General features: G+C 54.7%; 14 protein-coding genes. 5 read left to right on the top strand and 9 right to left on the bottom strand.

Annotated elements, in window-relative coordinates; genetic code table 11:
- Window positions 1-11: 11 nt before the first annotated feature.
- From BW39_RS31015 to BW39_RS13130, 7 genes are read right to left on the bottom strand one after another with little or no spacing between them, the layout of a single operon-like run.
- Window positions 12-1,445, bottom strand: coding sequence for a hypothetical protein (locus BW39_RS31015; RefSeq protein WP_152547230.1), 1,434 nt, complete (start codon window positions 1,443-1,445; stop codon window positions 12-14).
- Window positions 1,435-5,094 (bottom strand): glycosyltransferase family 4 protein, encoded by a 3,660-nt coding sequence (locus BW39_RS31010; protein WP_161786986.1) that lies wholly within the window; start codon window positions 5,092-5,094, stop codon window positions 1,435-1,437. Before BW39_RS31010 ends, BW39_RS31015 begins: the two co-directional genes overlap by 11 nt.
- Window positions 5,078-7,264, bottom strand: a complete 2,187-nt coding sequence (locus BW39_RS30345) for a methyltransferase domain-containing protein (RefSeq protein ID WP_081816205.1) — start codon at window positions 7,262-7,264, stop codon at window positions 5,078-5,080. Before BW39_RS30345 ends, BW39_RS31010 begins: the two co-directional genes overlap by 17 nt.
- A complete protein-coding gene (locus BW39_RS30340; protein WP_081816195.1) occupies window positions 7,261-8,568 on the bottom strand; it encodes an ABC transporter ATP-binding protein in 1,308 nt (435 codons plus the stop codon). The genes BW39_RS30345 and BW39_RS30340 overlap by 4 nt, the downstream gene beginning before the upstream one ends.
- Window positions 8,568-9,371 (bottom strand): ABC transporter permease, encoded by an 804-nt coding sequence (locus BW39_RS13140; protein ID WP_043822178.1) that lies wholly within the window; start codon window positions 9,369-9,371, stop codon window positions 8,568-8,570. Before BW39_RS13140 ends, BW39_RS30340 begins: the two co-directional genes overlap by 1 nt.
- 2 nt (window positions 9,372-9,373) lie before the next feature.
- Window positions 9,374-10,840: a mannose-1-phosphate guanylyltransferase/mannose-6-phosphate isomerase gene (locus BW39_RS13135; RefSeq protein ID WP_043822176.1), complete on the bottom strand. Its 1,467-nt coding sequence runs from the start codon at window positions 10,838-10,840 to the stop codon at window positions 9,374-9,376.
- A complete protein-coding gene (locus tag BW39_RS13130; protein WP_034397028.1) occupies window positions 10,837-11,205 on the bottom strand; it encodes a DUF2304 domain-containing protein in 369 nt (122 codons plus the stop codon). The genes BW39_RS13135 and BW39_RS13130 overlap by 4 nt, the downstream gene beginning before the upstream one ends.
- A gap of 319 nt (window positions 11,206-11,524) precedes the next feature.
- Between BW39_RS13130 and BW39_RS13125 the strand changes: the two genes are divergently transcribed.
- The 5 genes from BW39_RS13125 to BW39_RS13105 all read left to right on the top strand — a co-directional run bounded on the left by BW39_RS13125 (window position 11,525) and on the right by BW39_RS13105 (window position 17,065).
- Window positions 11,525-12,358 (top strand): cysteine hydrolase, encoded by an 834-nt coding sequence (locus BW39_RS13125; RefSeq protein WP_043822175.1) that lies wholly within the window; start codon window positions 11,525-11,527, stop codon window positions 12,356-12,358.
- A 56-nt stretch (window positions 12,359-12,414) separates the two neighbouring features.
- Window positions 12,415-13,614, top strand: a complete 1,200-nt coding sequence (pncB, locus tag BW39_RS13120) for a nicotinate phosphoribosyltransferase (RefSeq protein ID WP_043822174.1) — start codon at window positions 12,415-12,417, stop codon at window positions 13,612-13,614.
- Between the two features lie 29 nt (window positions 13,615-13,643).
- Window positions 13,644-15,344 (top strand): NAD+ synthase, encoded by a 1,701-nt coding sequence (locus BW39_RS13115; RefSeq protein ID WP_043822172.1) that lies wholly within the window; start codon window positions 13,644-13,646, stop codon window positions 15,342-15,344.
- 46 nt (window positions 15,345-15,390) lie between these two features.
- Complete coding sequence (locus BW39_RS13110) at window positions 15,391-16,509, top strand: bifunctional nicotinamide-nucleotide adenylyltransferase/Nudix hydroxylase (RefSeq protein WP_043822341.1); 1,119 nt, start codon at window positions 15,391-15,393, stop codon at window positions 16,507-16,509.
- A gap of 64 nt (window positions 16,510-16,573) precedes the next feature.
- On the top strand, window positions 16,574-17,065 hold the full coding sequence (locus BW39_RS13105; RefSeq protein WP_034397032.1) for a GNAT family N-acetyltransferase: 492 nt from the start codon (window positions 16,574-16,576) through the stop codon (window positions 17,063-17,065).
- Between the two features lie 20 nt (window positions 17,066-17,085).
- On the opposite strand, the gene BW39_RS13100 is transcribed toward BW39_RS13105, so the two are convergent.
- Together BW39_RS13100 and BW39_RS13095 are read right to left on the bottom strand one after the other, a co-directional pair.
- Window positions 17,086-18,024 (bottom strand): CysB family HTH-type transcriptional regulator, encoded by a 939-nt coding sequence (locus BW39_RS13100; RefSeq protein ID WP_043822171.1) that lies wholly within the window; start codon window positions 18,022-18,024, stop codon window positions 17,086-17,088.
- A gap of 87 nt (window positions 18,025-18,111) precedes the next feature.
- Entirely contained in the window at window positions 18,112-18,600 is a 489-nt protein-coding gene (locus BW39_RS13095) for a VOC family protein (RefSeq protein ID WP_012207409.1), read from the bottom strand.
- Window positions 18,601-18,702 lie beyond the last annotated feature (102 nt).

Here is an 18,702-nt window from a genome sequence, read left to right as displayed (position 1 = left end):
AATATACTAAATTATGTCTTATCCCGACTCACAGCTACGTAGCTCACAAAGAACGTAAGCATCGAAATCAAACCAATTATATAAATTCGAGGCGACATCCAGGGCCCTTGACGTCCAAAATACAACTGCCACTCATTACTAAGATAATTTGAACCGCTAAGTACTGCCGCATTTATTTCTGATTTTAAAAAAATCGCCGGAGAGCAAAGAAGAAGTGCACCAGCAAGTAAAAGCAAAAGCACCCTCACTCTCTTCTCAACAAGAATCAAGAAAGTTATTGCAACGGGAAATATAGCAATCCATTGGCGGCTTTCTGATCCAAAAATAAGCAATGGAAGATACGCAGAAATCGCAACGAGCAAAGAAAACTCAGCTCTACTCTTTATTTTATAATTCAAAAAAAGACAAAAACACAAGGCCATAATAAATATGGGTCCATAGTACAAGAAATGAGCCACTATTGGCTTCAAAGGGGCCGCCGAGGCTTGCAGCAACAGAAAATAGAACAATGGAGGGCCTTGATTTCCAGAACTCCAATCAATAATCGCGTTTATGGAAATAATACCCAAGGCAACAATACACAGTCCCAGCATTAATTGTTTCACAGAAATCAATTTCCAAAATTCCTTTCTAGAAAAAATCCATGACCATGAAAATGCGGTGCAAGCCATCAGTACACCCACAAGGACAATAGACCACGCCTTTAAATCATCCATTCCAATATCAAACCCTGGAGGATGCATATTTATTTCAGAATTAGACAATCCATTCAGGCGATAAATAGAATATCCAGAAGCACTTAGAAAAATACAAAACAAAACACTGCGAATAACACTATTTCGGGAAACCTGCCCCATATTAAAATCACCGCCCTCTCGAGGAAAAGCCAGCAACAATAAGGGAACAATAAAAAGACCTGGCATTAACCATACCGAAAAAAATATGATTACGCACAAAAGAACCCAAGAAGATCTCGCCCACGCCCATAGAGCCAATATGGAAGCAAGCAATGCAATATGGTCACTCAAAATTGGATAATAAATTGGCATCACAAGATATGGCCAACTAAAAAATAATGTGCCCGTCGCAATTAATGATTCAGTTTTTTTTCCTGTCAACTGTTGGCACGTGCTAAAAAAAATAGCGGCCCCCATAGCCAACATGACAGAATTCAATATAGCCTGAAACAGAATTAATTCACGCACTCCCAAACCAAGGTAAGCCATAAAAATGGCTGGAATGAATCCTGAAACTCTCATCAGCCGGTACGGATCATTGTGTATATCTACACCGGCAGCTATCTTCAATATGTATTCAAGATAAACTGACCCATCAAATCCAGCACCACCGTTGACAGGAAATAAATCAGTCAGTCTATGAATTAAGTAATAACATGTCAAAGAAAAAAGGAAAACGTGTATCTTTTTTATTTTTTCAACCCACATTTTTCACGATCTCCAATAACTTCCCTGCACTCTCCTTCCAAGTCATCCAAGGCATTTTATTGGCAAACACATGTTTTTTCGCCCAATATAAATCTAACCAAGCCTCCAAGGATTTCATCAAATTCTCAGAACCTTCTCTACCAAAATAGAATGCATGGTCACCCGCGACTTCACGGAATATTTTTATATCTCTGGCAATTATGGGAAGATTGTGTTGAGCTGCTTCAATCAGTGGCAGACCAAATCCTTCTCCGTACGATGCCGCTATTAAACATGCACTGCTATTATAAATTTCTTCCAAATATTCATCGCTGGCTTCATCTAACCAAAATAATTTTTTGTTTAATCTTGAGTGTGCACGCAGACGCTTTACAAAAGTATCTACCATCCAGCCCTCTTTTCCAACGATGACCAGATTCACATCAACATCAGCATCCCATAGCTGCTCAAATGCATCCAATACTTCGCGATGCCCTTTTCTAGGCTCGAGCGTACCGACCATCAAGAAACTGATACGACTACGAAGTAATTCCAAAACCTTATTTGCATTGTGTGGCAAACCTCGACTTGGGAGAGAGTGATGAACATCAGCGCCCAGATGGAACCAGTCAATTTTGAAAGAGCGACTGCGGCGAATAGCCTTTTTATTAATCCACTCTTCCATATCTTCAGCCACTGTCCGGGAAATGCACACCACTCCGCCAAAACTCGCAATTGCTAGCATCCAATCTTCTACGATTTCATAGATGCTGTTTTTCTGATCCCAGAACTGTGGGAATTGAATTGGCAGCAAGTCATAAACCATGAAACGAACATCAACCCCAGATGCATATAACTTTTCCAAATAAGACTGATGTATTCTAGGAATATGATGATTAAGATCAAGCGAGAAAAATATGTCTCCTGGCGAATAATCTATAACCTCATCTACCAAGTTCCTATCCGATTGACCGGTAAATTTCGAGGTGAATATGCGAGCATAGCGGTACCCCTGATTCGATGTTGCATACACCGGCTCGATTCGGTAATCTTCTGGTGGATTGCGTAGCCACTCACCAAGAATGGCTCGGACAACTCGTTGAATGCCTGTTCTGGCGTCATGCTGAACTAGCTCGGAAACATCTACTAACAACTGCTTTCGCTTGTAGTTTTCGTGAACGAGTTTATTCTTGAGTACCGCTGTACTGTCACTCCAAGACAGCCACTCTATAGCCGTAGATTTCGGGAAGTCATCATTTTTATGATCTCTCAACCATATCTTTAAAGAAGAAGCAAGATGATCACCAGTCAAGCCTTCAAAATAATGAGCATTTTCTCCTGCAACCTCTCTGAAAATAGGGATATCTCTTGCAACAATGGAAATACCATGGCGTGCGGCCTCAATAAGTGGTAGACCAAAACCCTCGTTGAGGCTAGCTGCAACTAAGCAAGTACTGCATGCATATATTTGATCCAAATACTCATCACTAATGCCTTTAAGCCAGAAAAGTCGCTGACCATTCTGTGAATGACATTTAAGGCGCGAAGCCAGTGATTCAACCTTCCATCCCAGTTGACCAACAAAGACCAAATTGACATCTTCACCTTCAGCCCATAATTTTTCCACTGCATCCAAAATCTGCGCTTGCCCCTTACGTGGCTCAAGTGTGGATACAGAAAGGAAAGTTGGGCGAGTTTTCAGTTTTTGCAAAACACTTTGGGCATCTTTTGGAATTCCTTTGGAAGGAAGAGAGCCATCAATATCTGCCCCCATGTGTACCCAGTCAATGACAAGCGCGGGATTACATAGGATATTTTTTTCTTTTATCCAGTTTTTATAGGCATTGGCTGTAGCCTTGGAAATGCATATCGCCATATCCTGAGACGCAATCATCTCCAGCCATTGCTCATGCAATATTTTCAATTCGTTTGCCTGAAACAAATCTGCCAACTGAATTGGAAGCAAGTCATAAACAAGAAATTTTACAACGACCCCATTTCTCCTTAGTTGAGAATAGAAATCGGCTTGCTCGAGCTGAACATGGTGTTGCATGTCCAAACCAAAAAAAATATCTCCACGCTGCCATCTCAAAAGTGGATCTTGCTCAATTGGTGCAGGTCGACCCAGAACGTTTGCAGAATAGGAATACGCGTAGCGATAATTCTCTCCGATCACGGCATAAACAGGCTCCACCCGGAATCCCGGTGGAGGGTTATTCAAGAGATGAAGCAGATAGCTTCGTACAACGCGCTGAACACCAGTAGCCGCATCATTTTTACAAAGTTCGGAAATATCCAAGAATAGCTGACGCTCATCTCCAGCAGCCCGATTCTCTGCAATCTGTGTTGCCAAACGCAGCAACTCTTCATTTTTTGCCGCGCCCAGAAAGGGAGCAATCGAACTCAGAAGATCAACGCGTGTATACGGATATTCTGGTTGGCTGTCTTTTTTATTCAATTCATCCTGCCAGGCTTTCATAGCACATTCGGCGGAACGATCCCAGGTGAATTTCTTGGATTGAATCAATCCATGCTGGCGCAAACTCTTTAAAAAATTTTCATCCACAAGCACTTCACTGATCTTACGCTGTATATCCATGACATCAGACGCGTCAAATAGGGCTGCTTCTAGTCCAATGACTTCTGGAATACTTGTGCTATTAGATCCAATTACAGCAGCTCCACATGCCATGGCCTCTAGTGGAGGAAGACCAAATCCTTCATGCAGAGAGGGAAAGACGAATAATTTGCAAAGATTATAAAGTTTGACTAACTCTTCATCATCCACATACCCACTAAATAGCAACTCATCTGAAGCCAATCCATATGTCTTTGCAGCATCCCGTAGTTCGAGCATCAAACCACTTGGCATACGTCCTGCAAAAAGCAGCTGATGATGCTGTCTCAATTCAGTGGGAAGTAAAGACCAAGCTTCAATCAAACGCTTTAAATTCTTTCGTTCATCAGCCCCACCTGTGTACAAAACAAAAGGTCGAGTGATTCCGATTTTTTCTTGCAATGACTTCGCGTCAAGAGTATTGATTTCTCTGACTTGAAAAATAGCATCGGCTCCGAGACTGGCGTTCAACACCACGGCCTCTCGCAAATTCATATTAGTCAATGCTTCTTCTTTTGAAGATTCCGAGATAGCGAGAAATAACGCAGCCTTGCGTAAGGAGTCAATTTTCCTAAAATAATGACTCTTATAGCTCTGATTCGGCAAAAGGTATTGATCAGAGTGCAGTAGCGGAATAAAATCAAAAACAGTTACACTAATTTTTGTTTTTTTGTCGAAAAGCCCTATGCTGGTAACCGCGTCATCTCCATATCCCTCAAAGAGGCTGCACACATGGATAATATCAGGCCGCAATGAAAGCAAAAATTCTTCACGAATTAGTTGAGCGACTTCACGACGATTCTGATTTTCATCGGAGTCGTCTCGAACCGGTCCAGGCGCATTCCAGATACGGATATTCTCTTGGGGCAGTACGCCCTCAAATGCTGCGCGTATAGTATTTATTGACTCCTGAAAAATGCCATTCAGCGCCAAAATTACTTCGTTTTTTCCGCGATTTCTTGCGATTGCCAGGGAGAAGGCAAGCGTATAACGGCCAATACCGCGAAATCGGCTCTCAGTCTGAGCCCCCTGCATATCAATTACAATTCGCATCAATCGTCCCTTTTGTTTTTTTAATTTCCGTTTGAAGATCCATATATATCTGACAGGCATATGGAGAGACGTTCACCAGATGCTCGCCACTAGGACTTGCAACCATCCTTGGCAGAGAAGGATGGTCAGAAGCTGGAGAAACTACACCATCGCGTCTTGCCGCACCAAGCAATTGCTGGTGTAGTGCCGGATATTCATTCAGCAACCAACGATTTATGCGATAGCTCAATTGAGGATAGCGCAGTACAAGTGCCATCAACCAGGATAGAGGCTTGCGGAAGAGAATAATTGATTTTCGGACAAAACCGTTTGCAACCTTACGAAACGCCTGATTAATCACGACGGAAATACGACCGGAAGCCATCCATCGCAAGGGTGCTGTAATACGCCAAGACCAACTCTCTTTTAAAACATTGCATTGCTCCCACCAATAATGGGAACTTACCGAAAGTTCATCAATTTTTTTGGCTTGTTCTTGGACACTTTTTTCCGCAAAAATGGCACGTCGCTCAAATTCGCCAGATTCTTGCTTTATGGCACTAAGCTTTACCTCAGCATCTTCAAATTGCTGCTGCGTACCGGCAATACGCTGTTGAAGAATACCTATCTCCGGAATTTGGCCTCTTAAAAATATCTCGAACTTTGCTAAGGAATCACTTACACCTTTTATCTCTGCCGCCTGGGCGTCGATGATCTTTTTAATTTCATCATATAGCCGCTGCTTATCGTCATCCGATCTGGATGCAATACGCTTATTTAATACCTTTTGTTCCTGTATCGCATCTTCGATAGCCCTCATCCATATACTCATAGAATCTTGCAAGGCAAGGACTTGCAGATTATCTATTTTCAAATCCGACAGTGTTTCAGACATTTTCCCAAAGGACCACTCGGATGGCGGCAATCTCCATATTCCCTCAGCCCATGCACGGTAGGGCTGCGGCAGACCAAATGGGCTAATGGAAATTTCCCGCAAACTGTCATTCGGATTTTCTACTAACCCCGTAGCAACTTCTTTCACAAAAATAAAGAAGGAAAGAAAAATATTGCTTGGCCATACGCAATCCCGCGCTTCGGAAGTTATAGAGCCACAGTCGATTAAATAGACAACACCGTCTTCTCTTCTTATTATATTCCAGGCGCGCACGTCATTATGATAGAGCCCAGAGCTTTCCAATATAGACAATTGCTCCAGCACAGCAATCAACAGAGCTTTTCGATCAAAATCTACGTTTTTGCGCAAAAAATCCAACAGTAACTCACCCTGGAGCCGCTCCGTGACAATCCATGCGGTGCTTTCATTCTCCCCTACATATAGGCATCTCGGAACAAGAAACCCTGCAGGGGGATTACTTATGAATTCAACCTCTTTGTTAAATTCAGACCTATTGAATTCGCCTCTCGAATGATTAATTCGATATGTTTTCAAGAAGTTATTTTTACCAAAGAAATAGCGGCGACTACCTTGATGGGTTCCATTCGCCAAAGCGTGTGGATCGCAGGCCCAATCTTCAAATTTTTCTGCCTTGTCGCCAAGAATCCAATATTGACTGCTGGCAACGAATAGTGGCCGTGGGATTGGAGCGAGATGAGTAGCATAACGAGCCACTTCATGCACAAATGCTATCCCCTCTATTAGCTCATATGGATCATCAGGCTGCGTCGACGCCCAATACAGCGGCTCTTCCCGCAATGCCAGCTCAACAATCAAAGCCCCGCTTTGAGCTGCAATACGCTCCAATAGGGCCTTAACTGTAGGAATTCCCTTTTCATGAACAATATGATGAAAGACACTAAGACCCAGAACCAAGTCATACTGACCTGATTCCAGCCGGTCCACAACATCTTCCACACGGCCAGTTTCAAATCTAGCCTGCAACCCTGGGTTCTCTTTTACCAAGGCGTTGCAGACATCTATATTTTTATCAAGAAAATCAATGCCACAGACATTAGCGCCTTGTTTGGCCAAACTAAGACTGAAATAACCTTGCGCACACCCGAGATCAAGTACATTTAGCTGTCTACCAAGTACATGGCATAATCCATCATGGATTTGCACTATCTTGGCCAGTCTATCTATGCAAGGACGAGACACCTGCCCTGATAATTCTGGATGCCCAAATATAGGCTGATAAATTTCTGGGAGTCGCGATACAAGCTGCTCAATCATGCGACAAATGCCTCCGATTTCGATTCATGGCAATGGAAAGAGGCTTTCAAATCAACAATTCCCCAGAACTTCTGTGGACGCCCAATGTTGATCATCAGAGCGTCATAGCGACGATCAAGAGGAGTCAATTCTTGCAAAGGGAGGCCAGATGAAATACCAAAAGACACCATATAGTGTCCTTCATTGAGCGACAACGGCAGTGAGAATTGAAATATCTTGATCTCACCAGCAGAGACGGAAATACTCTCTTCTTCTCCAGTGGAAACAAAGGAATTGGTCCCATACAGGAAAATTCCCTCCAAGGTCTTTATCAGGAACCCAGGAACGACACTATCAAAATCCGATTCAAATCTAACCTTAAAATAAAAGTCTGTGACAGAATTACTTTCTAACCTTGAAGAATAATCTTCCCCATTAGATGAAAATATATAATCCAGGATAACGGCACCACCGTGCCCCCAGCGATGTTCTTGTTTATGGTATCCAGGACGTGTATGAAAAACGTCAAGATTTCCACCGCTCACCAATTTCTGCGCAGAATCCTCAGCTACCACCGATGATTGCGTCCCGATGTCCTTTTTTCTACCAAATAGCTCATCGAGATACACATTTGTTACCGACCGGGAGGAACCATCCTGTTCTATGCGACCATCTTTGAGAAGAATGGCGCGCTCACAGTGTTTGACAACATCACCCGGACTGTGGGATACGAGGAGCAATGTCATGCCTTGCTCCTTGAAATACGCAATGCGCTGGAAACACTTTGCCTGAAAGTACGCATCTCCCACGGACAACGCTTCATCTACGATAAGCACATCAGGTCTTACAGCGGTCGCAACACTGAACGCCAATCGCATCTGCATTCCACTGGAATATGTTCTTACTGGTCGATCTATATAGTCACCAATTTCGGCAAATGCTTCTATATTATTCATATTTGCTGCAATTTCATCGGAACGCAGACCCAGCAATTGACCAGCTATGAATATATTCTGCCGCCCAGTAAAATCAGGATGGAAACCCATGCCAAGCTCAAGCAATGCGGCAACACGGCCATGAATAGTGACGGAGCCCGTTGTTGGTTGAGTGGTTCCTGTTATGATTTTCAACAAAGTGCTTTTACCAGCACCATTGACACCCAAAATACCTACAGACTCTCCGCGATTAACGCTGAAATTGAGATCGCGCAAAACCCAATTTTTCTCATGATTTGGCTTATCAGTCAGCCATTCACGCACACGAGACCATTTTCTTGCATAGCGTTTGTATGCTTTTCCCACATTGGAAACGACTAAGATTTCCATCAGAGTTCATCCACGAGTTCACCCGAGCGGGTGAGAAAAAAATACGATCCGAGCAGCAGAAATATCACCGTAAAGCCTACCAACGGAAGCAATGAAAGCAGATTTGGCATAGCTTTGGCAAGGAAAATATCCTGATATGCTGATATCAGAGCCTGCATGGGATTGTATTGAATCAATCTGCGGAATTTTTCAGGCAATGCGGGCAATGTATAAACTATTGGTGTAAGCCAGAACCAAAACTGCAAGATCACGGCGGTGAATTGCCCTACATCACGAAAGAAAACATTGAGCGTACCAAGGAATATCCCCAATCCCAAGGTAAACAACAACTGAAGCAAAAGCAAGGGTAGAAATGCCAATATGGCCCAACCTGGCCAATGTCCAATAATCATCAAAAATATTAAGTAAAATCCGAAGACAATACCAAAATTTATAAGTGCGGAAATCGTAACAATGACAGGTAGGCAAACTCTCGGGAAATTGGATTTTTTGATCAGATTTCCATTTTCAAGAAATACGCCATTCAATCGACCGAGCATCTCCGCAAACAGATTCCAGGTGACCACTCCTGCACATAAATAAATACTGAAAGCAAACGGCATCTGCTCATGCCCTGGAAGCGTCGGACGCATGAGCTGACCAAACACCACGGTATAGATGATGATCATGGTCAGTGGATTGGCCACTGACCAGAACGCACCCAGCAGCGACTCACGATATTTCCCATGAAATTCCCGCATGACGCTGCTCCATACAAAGCCGCGATACACCCATAGGGCTCGTAGCATGGCAAGGCCTGGCATACTCAATTACTCTCCAATGCCGTCGCTAATCGGCCATAGGTATCCTCGAATCGAACGATATCGTCTTCCCCCAGATAACTGCCCGACTGGACTTCAATGATTTCCAGCGGAACCTTGCCGGGGTTGGCCAGGCGATGCGTATGGCCCAACGGGATGAAGGTGGATTCGTTTTCCGCCAGCAGGAAGGTCTTGTCTCCATTTGTCACCTCCGCCGTTCCCTTGACCACCACCCAGTGCTCTGCCCGGTGATGGTGCATCTGCAGACTGAGCTGCGCACCGGGGTTGACCACGATGCGCTTGACCTGGAAGCGCTCGCCGCTGTCGATGCTGTCGTACCAGCCCCAGGGACGGTGCACCTTGCGATGCGAGGAGGCCAGCTTGCGCTTTTGAGCTTTCAGCTCAGCCACGATCTTCTTGACATCCTGTGTCCGGCGCTTATCCGCCACCAGGATGGCATCGGCGGTTTCCACCACGACGATGTTGTCCACTCCCACAGTAGCCACAAGGCATGTCTCGGAAAACAGCAAGCTGTTCTTCGTATCGATTGCCAACGTCTGGCCCGCGTGAGCGTTGCCTTGGGCATCACGCGGCAGCACGTCCCACAAGGCATCCCAGGCGCCAAGGTCGGACCAGCCGGCATCCAGGGGCACCACGCGAGCGGGAATCCCCAGGTCATGATTGCTAGGCAAGTGCTCCATGACCGCATAGTCGATCGAGTCAGCGGGGCAACTGGCGAAGATTTCGCTGTGGGGACGGATGAAGTCCAGATCCTGGCAGCTTTTTTCGATGGCAGCCTGGCAGGCCTGCAGCATCTGAGGCTGCAGTGCGGCCATGGCCTTCAGCCACTGGTCCGCGCGGACCATGAACAGTCCGCTGTTCCACAGGTAGTTGCCGCTTTCAAGGTAGGTTTGTGCCACCTCCAGGCTGGGCTTCTCAGCAAAGCTCATGATGGCAAAGGCTGCGTGGCCTTCAATCGCCTGAGCCTTCTGGATGTAGCCGTAACCTGTTTCCGGGCGATTGGCCACGATGCCGAAGGTCACCATGGCCCCGTCCTTGGCCAGTTGCCACGCTGTCTGCACAGCTTCATGCAACTGGGTCAGATTGTTCATCACATGGTCAGCGGGCATTGCGAGCATTACCGCGTGCGGCTCTGCCACAAGGGCGGCAAGTGTCAACGCAGGAGCCGTATTGCGGCCCACAGGCTCCAGCACCAGCCTGGCTCCTTCGATACCTGCTTCATGCAACTGTTGAGCAGCCAGAAAGCGATGCTCGCCATTGCAGATCACGATAGGAGGGGCCTTCGGGATATGGGAGGCCACACCATCCAATCGCTTCGCTGTGTCTTGCAGCATGGATACCCCGTCACCGCCAAGTGCCAGGAACTGCTTTGGATAGGTTTCACGCGAGAGCGGCCACAACCGGGTGCCGGAGCCCCCACACAAAATAACGGGAAGCAGAGGAGAGGTCATGAGGACGAGGAGTCAGAAGAAGCGTGACGAAGATTTTCAGCATCGGCCTCCAGCATTGCCAACCGCTGGTTCAGCCGCCGCACATCGCGCTCGATGCGGGTGTTGACCATGTCGGCATGCAAGGCCTTGATGAGCAGGACGATGCTGGCCAGCAGCAGCAGCATGGCCGGTGGATAGCTGATGCCCAGCACCGCTGCCAGGCGGTTGATCATCCCGGGCCAGACGCCCAGCACGACGGCAGCCACGGCAACGACCACCCAGAACAGGCCGTGCATGAGATAGAGGTGGTCGCGCCGAATCAGGTACAGGATCAGCGCGGCCAACCCTATGCCCATGAAAGTCGTTGTTACCTGAAGGGAAGCCATATTGATAATCAAAAGCTACCGAATGAACGCATTCGGTTGATGCAGGGCACGCCCGAAACCAGCGCTATTGCCGTATGAAACGGTCCAAACCACCCAGGGAATACGTAAAACCTCCCATTGTAGGTTCCGCATCATGTTCCGAAGTCGCTTCCCCTTCTCGTTTCGCCCTGGCCTTGACAGGGATGTGGCGCCGTATTTCACAGCTCCTGCAGAAGCGGCAGGATCAAGCCTTGGTGACAGACGAGGTTCCTGCAGCACTACACTGAAGCATTGACCTGATGCACCTGCCAAGCACTGTTGCTTGCGTGCACCCTCATATATGCCATCTTCCACCACCCAGCTCCTGGTCATAGACCCCCAGAACGATTTCTGCGATCTGCCTGACGACTGGTGTCCTGGCGGGCAACGTCCCAGCCTTCCCGTGGCGGGCGCCCATGCCGACATGCAGCGGCTTGCAGGTTGGATACGGCGCGAGGGGGCGAGAATTGACGCCATCACGGTGACGCTGGACTCGCACCAGCGCTACGACATTGCCCATCCGGCTTTCTGGCAACAGGGCGATGGCGACGACAGCGGCGATGTGGCGCCGTTCACCCCTATCACGGCGGCGCAGGTGCGGGCGGGGGTGTTCCGGCCGCGCAACGCCGGGGCGCTGCAGCGCAGCCTGGACTATCTGGATGCACTCGAAGCCAACAGCCGCTACACGCTGATGGTCTGGCCCGTGCACTGCGAAGTGGGCAGTTGGGGCCACGGTATCCATGCCGATGTGCTGGCGGCCTGCGGCGACTGGCAGCAGCAGCGCCAGCGCGCCGTGTACAACGTTTTCAAGGGGCTCAATCCCTGGACCGAGCATTACAGCGCCCTGCAGGCCGAGGTGCCGGACCCTGCCGATCCGGCGACCCTGCTGAACACCGGCCTGCTGGAGCGGCTGGACCGCGCCGGGCTGCTGGTGGTCGCAGGCGAGGCGAGCAGTCACTGCGTGCGCTCCACGGTCGAGCATCTGGTCGAGCACCTTCCCCATCCTGAGCGCATCGTGCTGATGCACGACGCCATGAGCCCGGTGCCGGGCTTCGAGTCCGCGCACCGTGATTTCCTGGCAGCCATGCAGGCCCGCGGATTGCGGCTGGCCTCCAGCCAAGAACTCCACCTGTAGGGGCCGGACCGCCGTCCCGCGCGCAGCCCCCTTTCCTGTTTCCCCAGCATCGCACCATGGCTCCCATCATCACCAGCCTGCTCGACACCGATCTCTACAAATTCACGATGTGGCAGGCCATGCTGCACCGCAATCCCCAGACCGAGGCCGAGTACGAATTCGTCTGCCGCACGAAGACGGCCTTCCCGCTGGCCGAGCTGCTGCCCGAGGTGGAGCGCGAGCTGGACGCCCTGTGCGCGCTGCGCTTCACGCCCGAAGACCTGGCCTACCTGGGCGGGCTGCGCTTCATGAAGAGCGACTTCATCGACTTTCTGCGCATCTTCCAGTTCCAGCGCGCCTTTATCCGTACCTGGGCCGATGGCGACACCCTGCACATCGAGGCCAAGGGCCCCCAGGTCCATGTGATGGGCTTCGAGATCTATGTGCTGGCCATCGTCAACGAGCTGTATTTCCGGCGCTTCGACGCGGAGGCGGCGCTGGCCGAAGGCCGCAGGCGCCTGGCCGGCAAGATCGAGCGCCTGCGCCACCTGGCCTGCGAGGCCAGGCTGCGCAATCCCTTCGAGCTGTTCGACTTCGGCGTGCGCCGGCGCTTCTCGGGCGCCTGGCAGCGCGAGGTGGTCCAGGCCTTTGCCACGCAGACGGCGCAGTGGTTCAAGGGCACGTCCAACGTGCTGCTGGCGCGCGACTTCGGCATCGTGCCCATAGGCACCATGGCCCATGAGTACCTGCAGAGCTACCAGGCCCAGGGCGTGCGCCTGCGCGACTTCCAGATCGCCGCGCTGGAGGACTGGGTGCAGGAGTACCGGGGCGACCTGGGCGTGGCCCTGACCGACACCGTAGGCATGGATGCCTTCCTGGCCGATTTCGACATGTATTTCGCCAAGCTCTTCGACGGGCTGCGGCACGACTCGGGCGACCCGTATGCCTGGGGCGAGAAGGCCATCGCCCACTACCAGAAGTTGCGCATAGACCCTCAGGCCAAGCGCCTGGTGTTCTCCGACGGGCTGGACCTGGACACGGCCCTGGCCCTGTACCAGCGCTTTGCCGACCGCATACAGCTGGGCTTCGGCATCGGCACGCGGCTGACCAACGACATGGGGCTGGAGACCATCAACATCGTGATGAAGCTCACCCACGCCAACGGCCAGCCCGTGGCCAAGATCTCGGACTCGCCGGGCAAGACGCTGTGCAACGACGAAACCTATCTGGCCTATCTGCGCCAGGTCTTCGGCCTGGCCCAGCCTGTCGCCGTCTGACACCGCCTGACACCGCCAAGGCTCCATTCATGCTGCGCATCACCATTGCCCAACTCAACCCCACCGTCGGTGACATCGCCGGCAACGTGGCCCGCATGGCCGAGGCCGCTGCCCGCGCCGCGCACGAGCAGGCCGACCTGCTGGTCTTTCCCGAGCTGTCGCTGTGCGGCTACTACCCTGGCGACCTGCTGGACGAGCCCGCCTTTCGCGAGCGCCTGGAGCAAGGCTTGCAGCAGCTGCTGCAGGCCACGCGCCAGTGGCCGCAATTGCACTGGGTCATCGGCGCACCCACGCGCGCCAGCGGGCCCGGCAAGCCGCTGCACAACAGCCTGCTGGTGCTCAAGGACGGCGCCGTGCGCCTGCGCTACGACAAGCAGCTGCTGCCCACCTACAACATCTTCGACGAGCGCCGCCACTTCGAGCCCGGCCCCGACGCGGCCAAGGTGCTGCGCATAGGCCAGGCCCAGGTGGGCTTTCTGGTGTGCGAGGACGGCTGGAACGACGCCGGGGCCGACTACGCCACCAACCCCTTCGCGCGCATGGCCGACGCCGCCCCCGACCTGGTGGTCAGCATCAACGCCAGCCCCAGCCACCTGGGCAAGCGCGAGCAGCGCCACGAGATCTTCGGCCAGGCGGCCACGCGCCACGGCCTGCCCATCCTCTACGTGAACCAGATCGGCGGCCAGGACCAGATCGTGTTCGACGGCGCCTCGTTCGCGGTGGAGCCCGGGCGCGGCGTGGTCTTCGAGGCCGAGCGCTTTGTCGAAGACCTGCGCACGCTGCAGTTCGACGACGGGCGCTTCCTCGACGCGGCCGGCCAGCCCTGCATGAGCGTGACGGCCGAAGGCCTGCCCACCATGGAGTTCTACCGCCGCCAGATCGTGCTGGGCCTGCGCGACTATGCGCGCCGCTGCGGCTTCACGCGCGCGGTGGTGGGCAGCTCGGGCGGCATCGACAGCGCGCTGACCCTGGCCCTGGCGGCCGAGGCCCTGGGCGCGGACAACGTGGTGGCCGTCACCATGCCCTCGCGCTTTTCGTCGAGCGGCTCGGTCGATGACTCGGTGATCCTGTGCCGCAACCTGGGCATCACGCTGCACGAGCACCCGATCCGCGAGCTGGTCGACGGCTATGCGCGCCAGTTCGAGGCCAGCTTCGGCCAGCCGCTGCAGGGCCTGCCGCTGGAGAACCTGCAGGCACGCATCCGCGGCACCACGCTGATGGAGTACTCCAACGCCTTCGGCCACCTGCTGCTGACCACGGGCAACAAGTCCGAGATCTCGGTGGGCTACTGCACGCTGTATGGCGACACCAACGGCGGCCTGGGCCTGCTGGGCGATCTGTACAAGACCGAGGTCTTCGAGCTGTCGCGCCACATCAACCGCAGTGCCGGCCGCGAGCTGATTCCCCAGGCCATCATCGACAAGCCGCCCTCGGCCGAGCTGGCGCCCGACCAGAAGGACGAGGACAGCCTGCCGCCCTATGCGGTGCTGGACGAAATCCTCAAATACGCCATCGAGGGCCGGCACCTGTCCACCGCCGAATACGGCACGGCCGAGCGCTTTGTGACCCAGCTGCTGGGCCAACCCGGCGGGGCCGAGCTGGTTGACCGCGTCAAGCGCATGATCTTCCGCAGCGAGTACAAGCGCCGGCAGGCCCCGCCCATACTGCGCGTGCGCCCGCGCGCCTTCGGCACGGGCCGCCAGATGCCCATTGCCGCCCACTACGAATGAAGCCAGAGTGAAGCCACCGAGCCTGTTTATGCAAGAGACTGCCGCCATGGACGCCCCCACCGAAACCCCGGCCACCAGCGAGCGCGTGCACACCGCCGTGCTGATCGGGCGCTTCCAGCCGCTGCACAACGGCCACATGGCACTGCTGCGTGCGGCGCTGGAGCGTGCCGAGCAGATCGTCGTCGTGCTGGGCAGCGCCTGGCAGGCGCCCAATCCCAAGAACCCCTTCAGCTGGCAGGAACGCGCGCAGATGCTGCGCGAGGCGCTGCCGCCCGCGGACGCGGCCCGCCTGCACTGCGTGCCCGTGCGCGACTACTACAACGAGCCGCTGTGGGTACAGGCCGTGCAGCAGGCCGTGCAGTCCTGCGTGCCCGAAGGCGCCAGCGTGGCCCTGGTCGGCCATTTCAAGGATGCGACCAGCGGCTACCTTGCGCGCTTTCCGCGCTGGCAGCTGATCAGCCTGCCGCGCCTGGGCCAGTTCGACGCCACGCCGCTGCGCGACATCTACTTCGGCGAATCCGGCGTGGACTTCGAGGCCCTGGCCGCCCAGGTGCCTCCCGCCACCCTGCAGTTCCTGCGGCATTGGGCCACCACGCCCGTCCATGCGCAGATGTGCGAGGAATGGCGCATGCTGGCCCGGTACCGCCAGGCCTGGGCTGCGGCGCCCTACCCGCCCGTCTTCGTGACCGTGGACGCACTGCTGCGCTGCCGTGTGCCGCACGAAGACGCGCAACAGGACCACATCCTGCTGATACGCCGCGGCCATGCCCCGGGCCTGGGCCTGTGGGCCCTGCCGGGCGGCTTCCTGGAGCCGCGCGACACGCTGTGGCAGTCCTGCCTGCGCGAGTTGCGCGAGGAGACCTGCTCCACGCTCAGCGAGGCCGATCTGCAGGCCGCCCTGCAGTCCGTGCAGGTCTTCGACCACCCCGACCGCAGCCTGCGCGGGCGCACCATCACCCATGTGCACTACCTGGACCTGGGCGTGCTGCCCTCGCTGCCGCCCGTGCAGGGCGGCGACGATGCGGCACTGGCGCGCTGGGTGGCCGTCTGCGACCTGCCCGCCATGGAAAGCGCGTTCTTCGAGGACCACTTCCAGATCCTGCGCCAGTTCCTGCCCCTTCCGGTGCAACAGCCCCTGGCGGACACGGGCGCGAAAATCGGCTAAAACCGGAGATTGCGGCGCCATCTTGCGCCGCAATACCGTGTTTCCCGTGTTCCCCCGCGTTTGAATGACTACCACCCTACAGATCCGACCCGCCACCCCCGATGACGCCGAGCTCATCGTCCGCTTCGTGCGCGAACTCGCCGTCTATGAAAAAGCCGAGCATGAAGTCCTGGCCACGCCAGAGCATGTGAAGCGCACCCTGTTTGCCGACAACCCCGCCGTCTTCGGCCTGATCTGCCTGCATGGCGACCAGCCCGTGGGCTTTGCGGTCTACTTCTTCAATTACTCGACCTGGCAGGGCCGCCACGGCCTGTACCTCGAAGACCTCTACGTCACGCCCGAGGCGCGCGGCCTGGGCGCGGGCACGGCGCTGCTGCGCCGCCTGGCGCAGATCGCCGTCGAGAAGGACTGCGGCCGCTTCGAGTGGAGCGTGCTCGACTGGAACCTGCCCTCCATCGAGTTCTACGACCGCCTGGGCGCCCTGCCCCAGACCGAGTGGATCCGCTACCGCGTGACCGGCGACACCCTGCTGGAGATGGCGCGCGAGCCGGCCTGAGGCCGGCCCCCTTCGTCTGCCTACTCGGGCTCCACGCCCTGGCGCACGGCCTGCTCGACCACCTCGCGCGTCAGCGTGGGCACGAAGGTCTCGATGAAGGCATAGGCATAGCCGCGCAGCCAGGCGCCCTTGCGCAGGCCCAGCCGCGTGGTGTTGACCTCGAACAGGTGGCCGGCGTCCAGCGTGCGCAGGCCCTGGTCGCGCTCGGCATCCAGCGCCACCGAGGCGACGATGCCCACGCCCATGTCCAGCTCCACATAGGTCTTGATCACGTCGGCATCCATGGCCGTGAGCACCACGTCGGGCTCCAGGCCCTCGCGCGCAAAGGCCTCGTCGATGTGGGCGCGGCCCGTATAGCCCTGCTCGTAGGTGATGATGGGAAAGCGCGAAAGCGCCTCCAGCGTCAGCGCATGCTGCGACTGCAGCAGCGGGTGGCCGGGCGGCACGACCACGCCATGCGTCCAGCGGTAGCAGGGCAGCGCGACCAGGCCTTCATAGCCGGCCAGCGCCTCGGTGGCCACGCCGATGTCGGCCTCGCCGCTGCGCAGCATCTGCGCCACCTGTTCGGGCGAGCCCTGGTGCAGGTGCAGGCGCACCTGCGGATAGCGCTGGCGGAAGTCACGCACCACGTGGGGCAGCGCATAGCGGGCCTGGGAGTGGGTGGCGGCAATCGACAGCCGGCCCTGCTCGCTGGCGCTGAAGTCGGCGCCCACGCGGCGCAGGTTGTCGGCCTCCAGCATCAGGCGCTCGACGATGGGCAGCAGCGCTTCGCCGGGCGGCGTCAGCCCGGTCAGCCGCTTGCCTGCGCGGATGAAGATCTCCACGCCCAGTTCTTCCTCCAGTTCGCGGATCTGCCGGCTCACGCCGGGCTGGGAGGTGTGCAGCGTGTGGGCCACCTCGGTCAGGCTGTAGCCGCGGCGCACGGTTTCGCGCACATAGCGCAGTTGCTGGAAGTTCATGGGCAAGGCTCCGCCCGGGGCCGGTGCGGCCCGGGCCTGTGGAAGGCAAAAGCAGGAAGGAAAGAGAGAGGGGAACGGCGAGAGGCTTCAGGCCGAACAGGCCACGGCCGGCTCATCCGGGGCATCGGCCGCTGCCTCGCGGGGCAGCTCCAGCAGCTCGATCAGATTGCCTGCGGGGTCGCGCGCATAGCAGCGCCGGCCCTCGCTCACGGGCGCCACCTCCAGCGCCAGGCCGCCGTGCACCAGCAACTGCTGGCGCAGCGCATCCACGTCGCTGACCGTCAGCGCCAGGTGTACCAGGTTGCCCGCCGCGCGCTCGGTGCCGCCGGACTGCCCCTTGTAGGGCACCAGATCGATGCGCTGCCCGCCGGCCAGAAAGCTCAGGCCCGGACGCCCGGCAACGGTCAGGGCAGACAGGCCCAGCACTTCGCCATAAAAGCGCTCCATGGCCGCCTGGGCGCGCGCCGGGAAGGACAGCTGGACATGGTGGACGCCACAGACGATGGCCACGCCCGGCTTCATGGCAGTGCGGCCGGCAAGAGGGGAAGGCCAGGCGGGGCGTGTGGTGTGGGTCATCGAAGCGTCTCGGAAAAGAATCAGCAGCCCGAATGCTGCTGCAGGCCATTGTCGAGACAAGTCGAAAAAACCAAAAATAATAAAAATTCAGTCTGTTATTTC

This window comes from Delftia sp. RIT313 (assembly GCF_000632165.1).
GTDB lineage: Bacteria > Pseudomonadota > Gammaproteobacteria > Burkholderiales > Burkholderiaceae_C > Comamonas > Comamonas acidovorans.
The sequence above is the reverse complement of the archived record's forward strand: the minus strand, read 5'-3'. Positions and strand labels throughout refer to the sequence as shown.

Coding starts and splice junctions, on each gene's coding strand:
- BW39_RS31015 (WP_152547230.1), bottom strand. CDS start 1,445: ATGTGGGTTGAAAAAATAAAAAAGATACACGTTTTCCTTTTTTCTTTG.
- BW39_RS31010 (WP_161786986.1), bottom strand. CDS start 5,094: ATGCGAATTGTAATTGATATGCAGGGGGCTCAGACTGAGAGCCGATTT.
- BW39_RS30345 (WP_081816205.1), bottom strand. CDS start 7,264: ATGATTGAGCAGCTTGTATCGCGACTCCCAGAAATTTATCAGCCTATA.
- BW39_RS30340 (WP_081816195.1), bottom strand. CDS start 8,568: ATGGAAATCTTAGTCGTTTCCAATGTGGGAAAAGCATACAAACGCTAT.
- BW39_RS13140 (WP_043822178.1), bottom strand. CDS start 9,371: ATGCCAGGCCTTGCCATGCTACGAGCCCTATGGGTGTATCGCGGCTTT.
- BW39_RS13135 (WP_043822176.1), bottom strand. CDS start 10,840: ATGACCTCTCCTCTGCTTCCCGTTATTTTGTGTGGGGGCTCCGGCACC.
- BW39_RS13130 (WP_034397028.1), bottom strand. CDS start 11,205: ATGGCTTCCCTTCAGGTAACAACGACTTTCATGGGCATAGGGTTGGCC.
- BW39_RS13125 (WP_043822175.1), top strand. CDS start 11,525: ATGCCATCTTCCACCACCCAGCTCCTGGTCATAGACCCCCAGAACGAT.
- pncB (WP_043822174.1), top strand. CDS start 12,415: ATGGCTCCCATCATCACCAGCCTGCTCGACACCGATCTCTACAAATTC.
- BW39_RS13115 (WP_043822172.1), top strand. CDS start 13,644: ATGCTGCGCATCACCATTGCCCAACTCAACCCCACCGTCGGTGACATC.
- BW39_RS13110 (WP_043822341.1), top strand. CDS start 15,391: ATGGACGCCCCCACCGAAACCCCGGCCACCAGCGAGCGCGTGCACACC.
- BW39_RS13105 (WP_034397032.1), top strand. CDS start 16,574: ATGACTACCACCCTACAGATCCGACCCGCCACCCCCGATGACGCCGAG.
- BW39_RS13100 (WP_043822171.1), bottom strand. CDS start 18,024: ATGAACTTCCAGCAACTGCGCTATGTGCGCGAAACCGTGCGCCGCGGC.
- BW39_RS13095 (WP_012207409.1), bottom strand. CDS start 18,600: ATGACCCACACCACACGCCCCGCCTGGCCTTCCCCTCTTGCCGGCCGC.